15 protein-coding genes are annotated in these 13595 nt (G+C 68.4%); 8 read left to right on the plus strand and 7 right to left on the minus strand.

What is annotated here, in order from left to right; translation table 11 throughout:
- Window positions 1–103: 103 nt before the first annotated feature.
- Window positions 104–1108 carry an aldo/keto reductase gene (locus tag HUO13_RS35480; RefSeq protein ID WP_211899204.1) on the minus strand — a complete coding sequence of 335 codons (1005 nt, stop codon included), beginning with the start codon at window positions 1106–1108 and terminating at the stop codon, window positions 104–106.
- A gap of 151 nt (window positions 1109–1259) precedes the next feature.
- Between HUO13_RS35480 and HUO13_RS35485 the strand changes: the two genes are divergently transcribed.
- From HUO13_RS35485 to HUO13_RS35495, 3 genes are all read left to right on the plus strand, one after another.
- Window positions 1260–2120, plus strand: a complete 861-nt coding sequence (locus HUO13_RS35485; protein ID WP_249124310.1) for a helix-turn-helix transcriptional regulator — start codon at window positions 1260–1262, stop codon at window positions 2118–2120.
- An 85-nt stretch (window positions 2121–2205) separates the two neighbouring features.
- Window positions 2206–2412, plus strand: a complete 207-nt coding sequence (locus tag HUO13_RS35490) for a DUF5302 domain-containing protein (protein WP_211899205.1) — start codon at window positions 2206–2208, stop codon at window positions 2410–2412.
- Window positions 2413–2816: 404 nt separating this feature from the next.
- Complete coding sequence (locus HUO13_RS35495) at window positions 2817–3176, plus strand: FKBP-type peptidyl-prolyl cis-trans isomerase (protein ID WP_211899206.1); 360 nt, start codon at window positions 2817–2819, stop codon at window positions 3174–3176.
- A 44-nt stretch (window positions 3177–3220) separates the two neighbouring features.
- On the opposite strand, the gene HUO13_RS35500 is transcribed toward HUO13_RS35495, so the two are convergent.
- Complete coding sequence (locus HUO13_RS35500; protein ID WP_249124311.1) at window positions 3221–3949, minus strand: DUF5134 domain-containing protein; 729 nt, start codon at window positions 3947–3949, stop codon at window positions 3221–3223.
- A 12-nt stretch (window positions 3950–3961) separates the two neighbouring features.
- On the opposite strand from HUO13_RS35500, the gene HUO13_RS35505 reads away from it, so the two are divergent.
- From HUO13_RS35505 to HUO13_RS35515, 3 genes are all read left to right on the plus strand, one after another.
- Window positions 3962–4204 (plus strand): GNAT family N-acetyltransferase, encoded by a 243-nt coding sequence (locus HUO13_RS35505; protein WP_211899207.1) that lies wholly within the window; start codon window positions 3962–3964, stop codon window positions 4202–4204.
- A 131-nt stretch (window positions 4205–4335) separates the two neighbouring features.
- Window positions 4336–4629 (plus strand): DUF6221 family protein, encoded by a 294-nt coding sequence (locus tag HUO13_RS35510; protein WP_211899208.1) that lies wholly within the window; start codon window positions 4336–4338, stop codon window positions 4627–4629.
- 67 nt (window positions 4630–4696) lie between these two features.
- Window positions 4697–5065, plus strand: coding sequence for a hypothetical protein (locus HUO13_RS35515; protein ID WP_211899209.1), 369 nt, complete (start codon window positions 4697–4699; stop codon window positions 5063–5065).
- Window positions 5066–5083: 18 nt separating this feature from the next.
- Here the strand turns inward: HUO13_RS35515 and HUO13_RS35520 are convergent, their stop codons facing one another.
- Window positions 5084–6796 carry an FAD-dependent oxidoreductase gene (locus HUO13_RS35520; RefSeq protein ID WP_211899210.1) on the minus strand — a complete coding sequence of 571 codons (1713 nt, stop codon included), beginning with the start codon at window positions 6794–6796 and terminating at the stop codon, window positions 5084–5086.
- Between the two features lie 341 nt (window positions 6797–7137).
- On the opposite strand from HUO13_RS35520, the gene HUO13_RS35525 reads away from it, so the two are divergent.
- Window positions 7138–7548 (plus strand): DUF7144 family membrane protein, encoded by a 411-nt coding sequence (locus HUO13_RS35525; RefSeq protein WP_211899211.1) that lies wholly within the window; start codon window positions 7138–7140, stop codon window positions 7546–7548.
- A gap of 6 nt (window positions 7549–7554) precedes the next feature.
- Here the strand turns inward: HUO13_RS35525 and HUO13_RS35530 are convergent, their stop codons facing one another.
- From HUO13_RS35530 to HUO13_RS35540, 3 genes are all read right to left on the minus strand, one after another.
- The gene (locus HUO13_RS35530; protein ID WP_211899212.1) at window positions 7555–8475 is read right to left on the minus strand and encodes a S1 family peptidase; all 921 of its coding nucleotides are present in this window, start codon (window positions 8473–8475) and stop codon (window positions 7555–7557) included.
- A 206-nt stretch (window positions 8476–8681) separates the two neighbouring features.
- The gene (locus HUO13_RS35535) at window positions 8682–9485 is read right to left on the minus strand and encodes a hypothetical protein (protein WP_211899213.1); all 804 of its coding nucleotides are present in this window, start codon (window positions 9483–9485) and stop codon (window positions 8682–8684) included.
- 323 nt (window positions 9486–9808) lie between these two features.
- On the minus strand, window positions 9809–10342 hold the full coding sequence (locus HUO13_RS35540; RefSeq protein WP_211899214.1) for a hypothetical protein: 534 nt from the start codon (window positions 10340–10342) through the stop codon (window positions 9809–9811).
- Between the two features lie 158 nt (window positions 10343–10500).
- On the opposite strand from HUO13_RS35540, the gene HUO13_RS38470 reads away from it, so the two are divergent.
- On the plus strand, window positions 10501–10875 hold the full coding sequence (locus tag HUO13_RS38470) for a hypothetical protein (protein WP_432757804.1): 375 nt from the start codon (window positions 10501–10503) through the stop codon (window positions 10873–10875).
- A gap of 409 nt (window positions 10876–11284) precedes the next feature.
- Here the strand turns inward: HUO13_RS38470 and HUO13_RS35550 are convergent, their stop codons facing one another.
- Window positions 11285–12682, minus strand: coding sequence for a hypothetical protein (locus HUO13_RS35550; protein ID WP_211899215.1), 1398 nt, complete (start codon window positions 12680–12682; stop codon window positions 11285–11287).
- Window positions 12683–13595 lie beyond the last annotated feature (913 nt).

Here is a 13595-nt window from a genome sequence, read left to right on the forward strand (position 1 = left end):
TTTGGAGCGAGGTTGCGGATTCCTCCGGCCACGACAGACACCTCAGTGGACGGACCCGGCGGACCTGCGGGGGCGTGGCGAAATCCCCCGCAGGTCCAGCGATTCACTCCCGGCCGGCCGAGACGAAGCTGATGTCGGCGTAGCGGGTGCCCTGCACCTGCCCGGCGATCGCCTCCAGCTCCGCGAGATCCTCAGTGGACAGATCGAGGCCGAGCGCCGCAACGTTCTCGTCGAGGCGCGTCCGCCGCCGGGTTCCCGGGATCGGGACGACGCCGAGGCCGTGGACCCGGCCCCGCGCGTGCACCCAGGCCAGCGCCACCTGCGCCATGGTCACGCCGTCCCGCTCGGCGATCCGGCGGATCGGCTCCAGCAGCGTGACGTTGTGACCGGCGTTGTCCCCGGTGTACTGCGGGAAGATCTCGCGCACGTCGCCGTCGCCCAGCTTCGCGGCGTCGGTGAACGCCCCGGTCAGGAACCCGCGCCCCAGCGGCGAGTACGGCACGAACCCCACACCGAGCTCCGCCGCCGCGGGCACCACCGCCTTCTCGACGTCGCGGTTGAACACCGACCACTCGCTCTGCACCGCGGCGATCGGGTGCACCGCCGACGCCGCCCGCAGCTCGCCCGCGGTCACCTCCGACAGGCCCAGGTGGCGGACCTTGCCCGCCTGCACCAGTTCGGCCATCGCGCCGACGGTCTCCTCGATCGGCACCGACAGGTCCCGGCGGTGCATGTAGTAGAGGTCGATCACGTCCACGCCCAGCCTGCGCAGGCTCGCCTCCGCGGCGCTGCGCACGTACTCGGCGTCGCCGCGCATCTCCCGCCTGCCCGGGTCGGCCGGGTCGCGGACGATGCCGAACTTCGTCGCCAGCGTCACCTCGTCCCGGTGCGCGTTCACGAACGGCGACAGGAACTCCTCGTTCGCGCCCATGCCGTACATGTCGGCCGTGTCGAACAGGGTCACGCCCCGCTCCAGGGCGTGCTCCAGCGTGCGGCGCGCCTCGTCCTGGTCGGTCGGCCCGTAGAACTCGCTCATGCCCATGCAGCCGAGTCCCTGCGCGCCCACCACCGGGCCGCGGACACCCAGCCTCACCTGCTTGTCGCTCATCTCATCCCTTCCGTCGGCCGTACCTCACCGAGCATGGGCGGGGTCGCGAGCTCCGGGCAGGCCGCATGTTTCCTGGACGCGGGCTTCCTGGGTGTGACGCACCCAGGCGAAGCGGGGTCCCGGGGCGCGCGGCTGTGCCAACATCGGTGGTGTGGGCAGCAAGAACGAGCTCGGCAACTTCCTGAAGGCGTGCCGCGACCGGCGCAAACCGGAAGAACTCGGCATTCCGGCAGGCGGTGGCGTGCGCAGGACCCCGGGGCTGCGCCGCGAGGAGGTCGCGGCCGCGGCCGGGATCAGCATGGATTACTACACGCGGCTCGAACAGGGGCGCGAACGGCACCCGAGCGACTCGGTGCTGGAGGCTCTGGCCCGCGTGCTGCGCCTGGCGCACGCCGAGCGGCAGCACCTGCACAACCTCGCCAGGCACGCCGCGCACCCGCACCGCGGCAAGGCCGCGCCCGAGCCGGAACCGGTGCGGCCCACCGTGGTGCGGCTGCTCGACCAGCTCGGCGAGTCGCCCGCCTACGTGCTGAACCGCGCCAACCGCCTGGTCGCGTCGAACCCTTCCGGACTGGCCCTGCTGGTCGGCATCGAGCAGTGGGAGCCCGAGCGCCGCAACTCGCTGCGCTACCTGTTCCTGCACCCCAGCGCGCGCACCCTGTTCGTGCGCTGGCGCAACGTCGCGCAGGAGTCCGTCGCGCACCTGCGCTCGACCTTCGGCGACAACCCTTGCGACCCGGAGCTCACCGCGCTCGTCGAGGAGCTATCCGGCAAGAGCGAGGAGTTCGACGCGATGTGGCGGCGCAACCTCGTGCAGCCCAAGTCCGGCGGGGTGAAGTCGTTCAACCACCCCGCCGTGGGCCGCATGGACCTCGCCTACGAAGCGCTCGACGTCAGCGGCGCGCCGCAGCGGATCGTGGTCTACCAGGCCCCGCCGGGCTCGCCCGACGAGGACGCCATGCGCCTGCTGGCCCACGTCGCCCGGGAGCAGCGCACCGAGGTCACGTCCTGAAAACCGGTGGCCCGCAGGCCGCCGCCGTGCAATGTTCGACGTCGTAGACCAGCGCGGTCGCAGGCCGCTGCCCCAGGAGGTTCGCATGGCAGACGTACCGGAGCAGACGAGCGGGCCTGACAACAAGCCGGATGGCCGACCTGAGGACCTGAAGCGCCGGATGCGCGAGGCCCTGGAGCGCAAGAACGGCCGCACCAAGGCCGGCGAGGCGCACCAGGACCACCGTTCGAAGGCCGACGCCACGCACAGCCGCGTGGGTCAGAAGCGCACTTTCCGCCGCAAGTCCGGCTGAGCGAGGCGCCCGGCGGGGTGAGTACCCTCCCGGGCCGGGATGACGAATCGCCGCTGCGTCCGGCCGGACGCAGCGGCGATTCGCACCCCCTGACTGGGTTTCCGGAGCGGAGTCGGGTCCGCACCGGAGTTTTCAAAGTGTATCGCCTGGTGCTTAATAACAACCAGAGTCGCCGGGGGCAGCAGACCCACCACGCACGAACGCGCACGCGGCCGCAGGGGTCCTGAACCGGGGCGCCAGAGGAGGTTGTCGCCGCCCGAGAGCCACCGGGGCGAGGACACGGTGCCGGTGTGGAAGCGTCGCGACGCGGTGTGAGCGCTCTGGCCCGCAAGTGCGCGGTTACGGTGAACGCCACTACGCGGAACCTGTCGCTCGTCTGACAGGGCCAGGAAGGAACGCAGCGGATGAACAAGCCGGAGGTCGAGTTCCAGGCGGGTCCCCCGCCCGCCGAGCTCGTGGTGAAGGACCTGGTGGAGGGCGACGGCGTCGAAGCTGTCGCCGACGGCGTGGTCGAGGTCCACTACGTCGGCGTCGAGTACGAGACGGGCGAGGAGTTCGACTCGTCGTGGAACCGCGGCGAGACCGTCAGGTTCCCGCTGCGCCGTCTCGTCAAGGGCTGGCAGGAGGGCATCCCCGGCATGAAGGCCGGCGGGCGCCGCCAGCTCACCGTCCCGCCGGAGCTGGCCTACGGCCCGGCAGGCGGCGGGCACCGGCTTTCGGGCAAGACCCTGGTCTTCGTGATCGACCTGATCGACGCGAGCTGAGCGCCGGGCCGGCTCTGGTGGGACGGGCGTCCCGCCAGAGCCGGTCAGAGCAGGGTGAAGAACATGTACGCCAACCCGAGCTGCATCACCAGTGCCGTGGCGTGGTCGAGCCGTGCGCTGAGCGGCAACGGCACGACGGCGGGGCCGGCGCGCTCCCCGTCCCGGCCGGTGACCAGGTCGGTCGCCGAGAAGCCCGCGCGGAGCACGAAGTAGGCCGTCAGCACCAGCGCCACCAGCGGGAGCGCGATGCCGGCCCCGCCGCCGTCGATCACCCGGATGTCGAACAGCGGCGAATCGTGCGGGTGCCCCGGTGCCGCCGGCTCCAGCGGCCGGACCTGCGGACCGGGGCCCGCATCCGGCGCCCGCACGGCGGCGAACAGGTAGAACATCGCCAGGTCGATCACCAGCAGGTGCGTGTACAGGGCCGTGCCCGCCGCGCCGCCGGGGTCCCGGCTCCGGTAGGCCAGCACGCACGTCCACACCGCCCCCGCCAGGAACAGCGTTTGCCACCACACGGCCACCGCCGTGCCCGGCCCCGGCAACAACAGCGCGCACATCCCCACGCCCATGAGCACGTGCGTGAACGCGACGGGGAAGTCGACGGCCATCGCCCGGCCGCCCTCGACCCGCCACAGCCCGGACACCTGCCGGACCAGCGCAAGCAGCGTGAAGGTGCCGATGACCACGAGCAGGCACCAGCGCAGCCACGCGGGCCCGCCCATAGCCCCTCCAGTGCGCGGGTAGCTCGGCAGCCGGGTAGCCGAGGTAGTCACCTTGCCACCGCCGTGCCCACCCCGCAGACCGTGCCCGAACTCCGCAGGGGCCTGGGCAGGATGGCTACGGCCCGGAGCTGGGGGCGCGGAATCTGGTCGCGGTGCGTCTTCGCCGCCGACGAACCCAGCGTCCGGTTGTTCCGGGCGCACGGCTTCGAGCAGTGGGGGCGGCTCCCCGAGATGGCCGACCTGGACGGCGTGGTCCACGACATCCTCTTCCTCGGGCTGCGGGTCGGCGACCGCGCGCGGGGGTAGGTCGTTCGGGTTCTCGTGCGTGCGCGGGGTGTGACACGGACAGGCGAACTCGCCATCTCGGGCCTCCCCTTCGGAAGATCGCTAGGGCAATGTCACCGGGGCGGAAAGACCTGCCTCGGGGAGGGAGCAGCGTGGACATCGCACTCGTGGACTTCGTGCGGACCCGGTTGGACGAGGAGGCCGCCAAACTCAGCTTCGGCGGCGCGGCGGCGGCAGCAGAACGCGGTCATGCGGCCTCGCAGGACGTCGTCGACCGCCACCTCCGGACCGTGGACGTCAAGCGATTCGTTCTCGACGAGTGCCAGGCCAGCCTGCGCACGGAGCCCCAGGGGTCGAAGTACCTCGCGGCCGTCGAGCGGGCCGTCACCAACCTCGCCCTCGAATACGCCGGGCACCCGGAGTTCCGCGAGGAGTGGCGCCCGTAGGACACCGCCCGCCGCCGCGGCGCCCCGCACACGGGGCTGACACGCGCACCGGGCACGATGCGGGTCCATGATCGACACCGGTTCCCTCATCTACCCGATCGTCACGCTGCTCGTGCTCGCCCTCGTCATGCTCGCCGTGGCCCGCTTCCTGCGGCCGTCCGGGCGCTCGGCCGCGGCGCGGCCGAGCGTGGTGTACCTGGTCGAAGACCACACCGACCAGGCACGAACGACGAAGTACTGGGCGCACGTGTACCTCAGCCGCGGGAAGGCCAAGGCCGAGGTCGAGGAGTCCGCCGCGCGAAGCGGGCACGAGGCGGTGCGCTGGGATGACCGGTCAACGGTGTTGTGCGCCTTCGCGGACGGCAGCCACGGGACGGACGAGCTGTACCGGGTGGTGCCCTTGGAGGTGCGGCCGGACGACGAGGTCCTGATCTGAAGCAGGCACGACGGCGCATCACCGTCCGATGGGGGTCGCGGGCTCCTGCGGGCGGCCGCGCGGGTGCAGCGCGTTGGCGGCGAACAGCTGGTGGAGGAGCTGGATCGTCACCGAGCCTTCCCCCACCGCGGAGGCCACCCGCTTCACCGAACCGGACCGGACGTCGCCCGCCGCGAAGACGCCCGGCATGCTCGTCTCGAGCAGCAGCGGATCGCGATCGAGCGGCCAGGTGCGGTCGTCGCGGAGGCCGGCTCCCGTGAGGACGAATCCCCGCTCGTCCCTGGCAACCTCCGGTGGCAGCCACTCGGTGTGCGGGCGCGCTCCGATCACGATGAAGAGCCCGTCGGCGCAGACGGTCTCCTCGCTGCCGTCCTCCCGGTCGCGCAGCACGAGGTGCTCGAGCCGTCCCGTGCCTCCGCCGCCGACGATCTCGCTGCCGAGACGGATCCGCAGTCCCGGTGTCGCCTCCGCCTCGCGCGCCAAGTAGTGCGACATCCCCGCGCGCAACGACCGGGCACGTATGACGAGGGTGACCCGCCGGGCGTAGCGAGTCAGATACACGGCAGCCTGCCCCGCGGAGTTCCCGCCGCCGAGGACGTAGACCTCGCGCCCGGCCATGGCAGGCGCCTCGGAAGCCGGACCACCGTAGAAGACACCTGCCCCGCTGAGCGCGTCGAGCGCGGGTACGTCCAGCCGGCGGTAGCTGGCGCCGGTCGCAAGGAGCACCGCGCGGGCACGCACCCGGACGCTGTTGGACAGGGTGATGAAGTGCTCGTCGTGCTCGCGCCGGAGTGCGGTCGCCCGCTGCATGAACGCGAACTTCGCGCCGAACACCCACGCCTGGTCGTAAGCCTGCTGGGCCAGGCGGCGACCGCTGATGCCGCGGGGGAAACCCAGGTAGTTGCGGATCAGCGAGCTGGAGGTCGCCTGGCCGCCCAGCCCGCCTTCGTCGACGACCAGCGTGCTGAACCCTTCCGACGCGCCGTACACGGCCGCCGACAGACCAGCGGGCCCGGCGCCGACGATCACCAGGTCGAACTCCATCCGCTCCGGGTTCACCGGTGAGCCCGCCGCCATCGCGATCTCGGCGTCGGTGGGGTCCGTCAGCACCTTGCCGTCGGGGAAGATGACGACCGGCAGATCCACGCCCTCGCCGACCTCAGCGACTCGGGCGCGCCCCTCGCTCGAGTCGGCCAGGCAGAACGAGTGCGGGATCGCGCAGCGCCCGAGCCGCTCCCTCAGTTCATAGGCCCGGCCGGACCAGGACTCGGCGACCACGTGGATCGTGTACGGCGAGGCTCGCCGCGCCTCCGCCCACTCCAGCAGCAGGCTCGAGATCGCCTGGTGGAAGAGCTCGTCCGGGGAAGCCGACGGCCTGAGCACGTAGTGGTCGATGCGCCCGCGGGCGATCGAGTCGAAGATCGCCTCGCCGGTCGCTCGATCGCCCCAGTCTCCCCACCCGATCAGCAGCCCGCGCTTCGCGTGCGGATGAAGGCGGCGGGCGTGGTCCAGCAGCTCGCTCGCAGTGATCCCCGCCAGCCGCTGTCCCGAAAGAACCAGGGCGACTTCGTCATCGGTTGCCGCGAGGTCGTCGAGGTATCCGCGCGCCTCGTGCGACGAGCGCACGCACAGGACCCGGTAGTGACGCGCGTAGCGCTCGCGCAACTCCCGCTCGACGGCACGCAGCGCATCCGGATCCTCGTCGACGGCGACAAGCACAGCGCCGGACATGCACCCACTCCAGTTCCGGCCCCGCACCCGCCATCCGGGCGCGGAGTGCGGATTTCCGCTGCCCGCGGACGGTGCGCGGCGGCTCATCCCTGCTCGGGATCGCCTCGCCGAGACCGAGGGCGCGCAGCGCGCTCAGCTCCCGGTTCGGTCCGACCATGCGCGACCCAGCCTCGGACCGGGTGTTGCGGCTGGTAAGAGGCGAAAGCCCCAAGCAGGTCGCGCGGACTCCGGCCTGGGGCCTTTGGTCCCTGGAACGGGGATCGGGCTTCCCGCAGGGTTGCTCTCGACAGCGGCCTCGACACGTGGTCGAGCGACGTGGCCACGAGGAGAGGAGATCGACCATGGCAACGCACGGCGCACGGCCCGCGCGCACCGGCTGGGTGGGCTGGGTGTACTTCGCGGCCACCGTCCTGCTGCTGGCCGGCATCGTCCAGGTGATCAACGGGCTGATCGCCTTCAGCCGCTCGGGATCGACGCTCATCACGCCGTCCGGAGTCGCGCTCGAGGTCAGCTACGCCGGGGTCGGCTGGAGCTTCCTGATCACGGGTGCGGTTCTGGCCGCCACCGGGATCGGGCTGTTCGGCGGCCGCACCTGGGCACGTGCCGTGGGCATCGCCATCGCCGTGATCAGCGTGCTGGCCAACATCGCCTTCTTCGCGGCGTACCCGCTGTGGTCGGCAGTGGTGATCGTGCTCGACGTGCTCGTGATCTACGCGCTGGTCGCCCACGGCCGGGAGGCCCGCCGCAGGTAGCCGGGTTCAGGCGTCCGGGCGCATGCCCGGAATACCCGCTTGCACAGCCAGGAGGCGGACAGCCGACAGGCGGTCCCGCACCGGCACCTGAGGAAGCAGGGAGAGCGGGGCTGCCGTCGCGTGTCGAGCTCCCTGGCCCGTCGACGCGGAGGCGCGATTGTGGATCGTGGTGTCGATCCAGGTCCGGTAGGACGAGACCGCGTTCCACTGTCCGTAGCCGGATCCGCACTTGCCGTCCTCGTCGGCGGGCCCGCTGGTGACACCGACCAGTTCCCAGTCACCCGGCCTGCCTCGGAGCTGCGGGCCGCCCGAATCGCCTTGGCAGAGGTTGGTGCCGGGGACGGCTCCCTGCCCGCAGATGTTCCGAGCCTGGTCCATCCCCGCCGTGCACCGGTCGCCGGGGACGACCCGCGCGCTGAGCTCCTGCAGGTCGCGCGGGATGTCCTGGCTGTTCTCGTTGGTCCTGCCCCAGCCGATGACACGGGTCAAGGACTCCGGCGCCTCCGGGCTCGTCGCGAGCTTGACGGGTTTCTGCGGGACCGCGTGATCCAGTCGCAGCAGGGCGAGATCCGCCGTGGACTCCTTGTTCTCGGGGTTCACCACGATCTGCGCGACCTTGGCGGTGCTACCGCCCGTGACCCGGTCGTCACTGCCGACTCGCGCGCTCACGCCCTCGGCCGGACGCGCGACGGGCGACCCGTTCGCCCCCGGATCCGACACGCAGTGCGCGGCCGTGAGCACCCAGTCAGGGGCGACCAGCGAGCCACCGCAGAAGAACCTGCCGTTGTGATCGAGGCTCGTCATGAACGGGTACGAGTCGACCGCGTTCTGGCCGCCGATGACCTGGGGCGCCGCACCGGCAGCAGTAGCGGCAGGCGCGACCAGCAGCGACGCCGCGATCGCGGTGATGGAAAGACAAAGACGCATTGGGTGGCCCTTCACGCGGAAGCGGCCGACTTTAGGGCCGCTCCGGGAAGGGCGTCCAGCGCGCCCGAGGCTGGGCTGTGCGAGAGGACACATAGGGAAAACAGAGCGCAATTGAGCGAGCATCGACAGTGAGCAGCCGGCCGCTCCGAGGTGCTGACCTGCCGGTACGGCGTCAGCACCTTCAACTCAGGTTCGAGTGCGGTGGGTCACTCGGCCGCGGGGACCTTGCTCGTGTAGGTCGCTTGGCGGGTCACCCAAATCGAGAGCGGCGGGCCCTGCGCGCGCACCTGCGCGACCTTCAGCTTGTCCGCCCTGTCGCCCTGGTCGGCGCGCTTCTGGAGCTCGGTGAGCTTCTCCTGGTGGCGCTGCAGGACGGCCTGCTCATCGGCGGAGAGGTGCTTGGGGTCGTCGAGCATGCTCAGCCCGCAGCTCAGCTCGCCGCTGCCTTCGATCCAGCGCGGGTTGGCCAGCCGCAGCTCAAGCGTGGCGCGCCGGTGCGGTTCGACACGCGGTAACGAGACGGTCTTGACGGTCTCGCCGGGTCCGAAGGTGACCGTCACGACGTCGCCGTCCTTGCCGGCAGAGGAGTCGTAGACCCAGTGGTTGTGCAGGTCCACCGCGACTGTGCCCTCGGTGGAGCCCTGCCCGACCTGCGCGAAGTCCTTTTCCCGGTGGAGGGTGGAGATCTCCTTGGAGTCGCCGTCGCCGGCCTTCTCGATCCAGGTCACCCTCCACGCGCCGGACCGGCGCACCTTGACGCCCTCGCGGCTGACCCTGACCTCGCAGGTCGTCGGGTCGGGATCCTCCCATTCCCCGCGCATCGCCTGCAGCTTGGCGTGCAGCTCGCTGCCTTCATCGCTGGCGGCCGCGCCGCTGCCGCGGATCTCGTCGTAGATAGGGGCGAGGCCGCGGGCGCGCTCGGCGTCGTCGACCTCCTGCGCGTGGAAGGACAGGACGGTGAGGTCCCGGTAGCTCTCCTCGCTCAGCTCGGTGACTTCGACGTCGCTCATGGAACTCCCCCTATCTCGGCGGCCCGGCACGCTGATCATGCCGGGCGCCCCCGGCCCCGTGGGGACCGGCCGAACAGGCCTTAGCAGGCCTGCTCGCCGCGAGCATCGCCATGCCCCTCGACCGGCAGCACCTCTCGCACCATCTTCCGCAGAGGGACCACGGCCAGGCAACCCACCCGCCAGCCACGACGGACCGGCCGCTCACAGTCGGCTTCATCACGCGGCGTCCGTCCGGCCGCTGACGTAGTCCGCGAAGTCCGCGCTCAGGGCAAGCCTCGACTACGCCTGTACCAAACGTGCCTCTCGCTCCAGCGCCTGCGTTCTTATAGTGCCGCGCTGTGGTGCGTTCGCACGATCAGAGCGCGGTCAGGTGCATCCATCTTCACGCCGACCGCTGAGTCGTCCGGAAACCGGACTTCGAGGTAGCGGACCTCTCTGGGCCCGGATTCGCGTATCGAGCTGACGGGATCGGTGCTGCTGCGCCACCGCACGGTGAGCGGATCACCCTCGGCGGCAACGGCCCATTCGCGATTTTCGCAAAGCAGCCATTGTCCGGACTCGGCGTGTTCGGTCAGCCCGGCGAACCGGGCAGCAGCGGTTCGCCGGAACGCTTCCGGCACCCAATGCCCGACCGTGCAGTCGAGTTCCCCGTTTGAATCAGGTGGCCCGCCCATGGCGTTGAAGGCTTCCCACAGCATGCGAGCTGCCAGAGACCACCCGCGGCGGATCCGGTGACGGTGGTCGACCGTCTCAGTTCCCGGAATGGGCTGCAGGGGCAGCACAACACGAGGCGACCAAGGCAGCACCTGCGCGCTCCGCAGTTCTTCCCGCACCCGCTCTGCCGTCCAATCGGACATCAAAAACTCCCATGTTGGCCATAACCGGCCGGTCTTCCTTTTCGGGGACGCTCCCCGGATGCAGTAGTAGACACCGGCCACCGACCGTTATCGATGGGGCTCACCCCCGGAAAGACGGCCTCTTCCCCCCGTTTTAACCGGGGAAATCCCCACCCGCGTTGTCGGGCAACCACCACGACGGCAGCCGGTTATCGCTGTCGTCTTCTACCAACGGGACCTATCCAAAAGTATCCACCCGGAACTTCGATATTCCGGCGCGCGAGAAGGAACCCGAAATGAATGCCTCCCCAGCCAGCGACAGACTCCGCGTTCACGATCCGGGGTGGCATCACTGCGGCCCCTGCACGGAGTCTCTGCCGCCTACCTTCCGCAAGACCGCGGCTACGACCTTGGATGAGGCGGGGCTGACCGCCCGCCTGATCGCTGATCAGCTCGGACACTCCCGGCCGTCGATGACCCAGGATGTGTACATGGGCCGCAAGGCGGTCAGCAGGCAGGCAGCCTCGGCGCTGGAGCAGGCGTGGGATGCATAGCTCAGTCCGCCCTGTGCACGTAAAGTGCACGCGGTGATCTTGAAAAAGCCAAACCCCAGGTGCTCTGACCTGGGGTTTTGGTGGGGCGCCAGGGGATCGAACCCTGAACCCGCGGATTACGGGGCTTTCCTTCCCGTTGTTCCTCAATGGCTGCCGTTGGTCACCAGCACGCTGGAAATTCCGAATGCAAACGTCCGTTGCAGACGGTCACTACTCGTCGTTTCTCGTTGTTTTGTGTGGTTAAAGTATGGCACTGCGGCGCTTGGATGCTGTCGCGTGACGCCCCCGGCTGACGAGCCGGGGGCGCTCGGTGGGCTGAGAATGACTCGCGAACGGCGCCTACGTCGCGGCACTGTGGCGGAGCTGCCCGTCGTGGCGCAGTCGTGCTCCATGGACCCCATAGCCGTGGCTACCGATACCGCTTCCGCAGTTGCGCAAGGGATAGCTTTCCTTCCGCCACATACTTCACGTCGCGCATCACCTCTTCGAAGTGTCGGATCTGCTGGTGCGGAGAAGGACCAATCGGCGTGTTCTTCGGGTACCAAATCTTGTTGAAGATTGCCTGGTGATGTGCGACGCAATGCTGGTATCGGCGATACGGTTCGTTTCCGTCGATGGTGTACCCTGCTATGGAAACAAATTGTTCTTCGAACAGGAGCCAAGGCGGCGGCAAGCGGTCATTATTCGGGGCCGGAGGCGGGTAATTTCCTTCGAAGCTCAGATACCATCCTACGGTGAACCAGTAACTTCCGTGCTCTCCCACGGTCTTGAGAACTAGCCTTTCGATACCCGCGTGCGTTTCGCGCAGGAAAGCCACGGTGACCTGCTTCTGCACGGACTTCTCGGCGCCGGGCAGGAGTACATCGGTCACCAGCTCAAATGCTCCGCTGTGCGTAGTAATTTCATGATCGTTGATGTACCACGTGGGCTTCAGGGTCGAATAGTAGAAGCTCGGCGTGAGAATTGTCTCCCAATCCTGAAAGGTGGGCGATATGTACATCCATTCCTCGGGTACGCATGGACTGTACGAGCCTTCATACCTCTGCGGAACTCCGGGTCTTGTTTCGCCTGGTCGCTGTTCTACACTGAGCAAAAGCGGTTGTTCACGAGTGATGCCCAGTTCCACCTCGTATCGCGGGGAACCGCATCCGGCGGGCACGGACAAATTGCTGACGATGCCGAGTGCCTGATTTCCATTATTTGTTCCTAGTTGCCAGGAGAGGCTCTTATAGCGAATAAGATCCTGGAGTAGTTTCTTCAAGCTAAGTTCCGCCTGGTAGACAAATACTAGGCCGCGACAGTCTGGACCATTCGTATGTTCCAGAGCCGCCTTGAGGAGCTCGAATCCTGCCGAGATGCCGACAGCCGCCACGCCCCCGGCAGCCGTAGATGCCTTTGTCGCTTCCTTCGCAATTTCCTTGGCTGTCTCCTCGAAGCTTGAGGCAGTAACGGGTCCCTGCCACCATCCGCCACCACCGCCACCTATATAGGGAAGGCCTTCGTTTATCCCTATAACGGCGATTGCGATGCGGTCGGTCTCCCCCAGGTCCACCGTGTGGGTCGTCCAGTCGGAACGCCCTATCGGGGGATATTTGACCAGGTCGAGTGTCTTGCCAGGCATGAAGCTGTAATTATCGTTGACCGCCGGTTCCGGAGATTCCCGGCCACTGATGAGAAGATCTCGATATCCGCTGGCCGTGAATGCGAGAAAATAGACGCGGACGCCATCGGCACTTCCCCAGTCACTGTCTGGCGTCGATCTCACCGAATGACACGTCACACTGCTAAGCTTGAAAGAGAAGCGCATGGTGACCTTCCTTGACAATCGAGGCCGCGCCGGTCAGCTGCCGGGCGACGCCCCGGTGCCGCTCGGTGGCCGCAAGCGTTAGGGACATGGGTTCCGCCTCGAAGCCTCCGATCTATATAACCACCACCCGATTGCCATCATCGGTTCCCGCAGCGGGCGTCGCATCTTGGTTCGTTGCTTGCCATGACGACAGCCTGCGTCTCACGGAAATCTCCAAGATCCGGTCGATACTGGCACTGACGTCGCCTTCGAGAGACCACTCACTGCCGCGTTCGTGCTGGTGGGGCACCTACCGGGCACCCGATCCAGCGTGAAGCTGACCTCCGCACCCATTCGCCTGCTTGGCGGAAGAACAACGCCATGTCGACCGCGCCGTCAGATCCTTTAGAGGCCACGGCGAAGGCAACGCCCGATCTCCGCCCCGGAGGGCTCACAACAAAGCTGGAGTGCAAGCACAGAGACCACGGCCAGGTAATCCACTACGCCGCCGGAACGCTGGCATGCCCGTAGGAACTGGCGAGCCGCCCACTCTCGCAGGGTGCCCAGCACTGGTCCGTTGAGCATGCCCGGGAGGACACCAATCCGCCGGCCACTTCGCCCCGGAATCCGCGGTCCACTGTCCCGGCTTCGGGCTCCTGGTCCCAGTGGTGCTCCTGCTCAACACTGCGGCCCCGCAGGGGCCGCCCTTGAATGAGCCTCAGCGTCTTGTGTGGGCAAAGTGTGGTAGTGATCTTGAAAAAGCCAAACCCCAGGCCGCTGACCTGGGGTTTTGGTGGGGCGCCAGGGGATCGAACCCTGAACCCGCGGATTCTGAGGCGAAGCTTGGCAACACTTGACGATGCCTGTCGATACCTGCCGTGACCTCGACTGATTCCATTCGTACATGGTCAACGTCAGCCAGCCTTGGCGGTCG

It is taken from the genome of Saccharopolyspora erythraea, from assembly GCF_018141105.1.
Taxonomy (GTDB): domain Bacteria; phylum Actinomycetota; class Actinomycetes; order Mycobacteriales; family Pseudonocardiaceae; genus Saccharopolyspora_D; species Saccharopolyspora_D erythraea_A.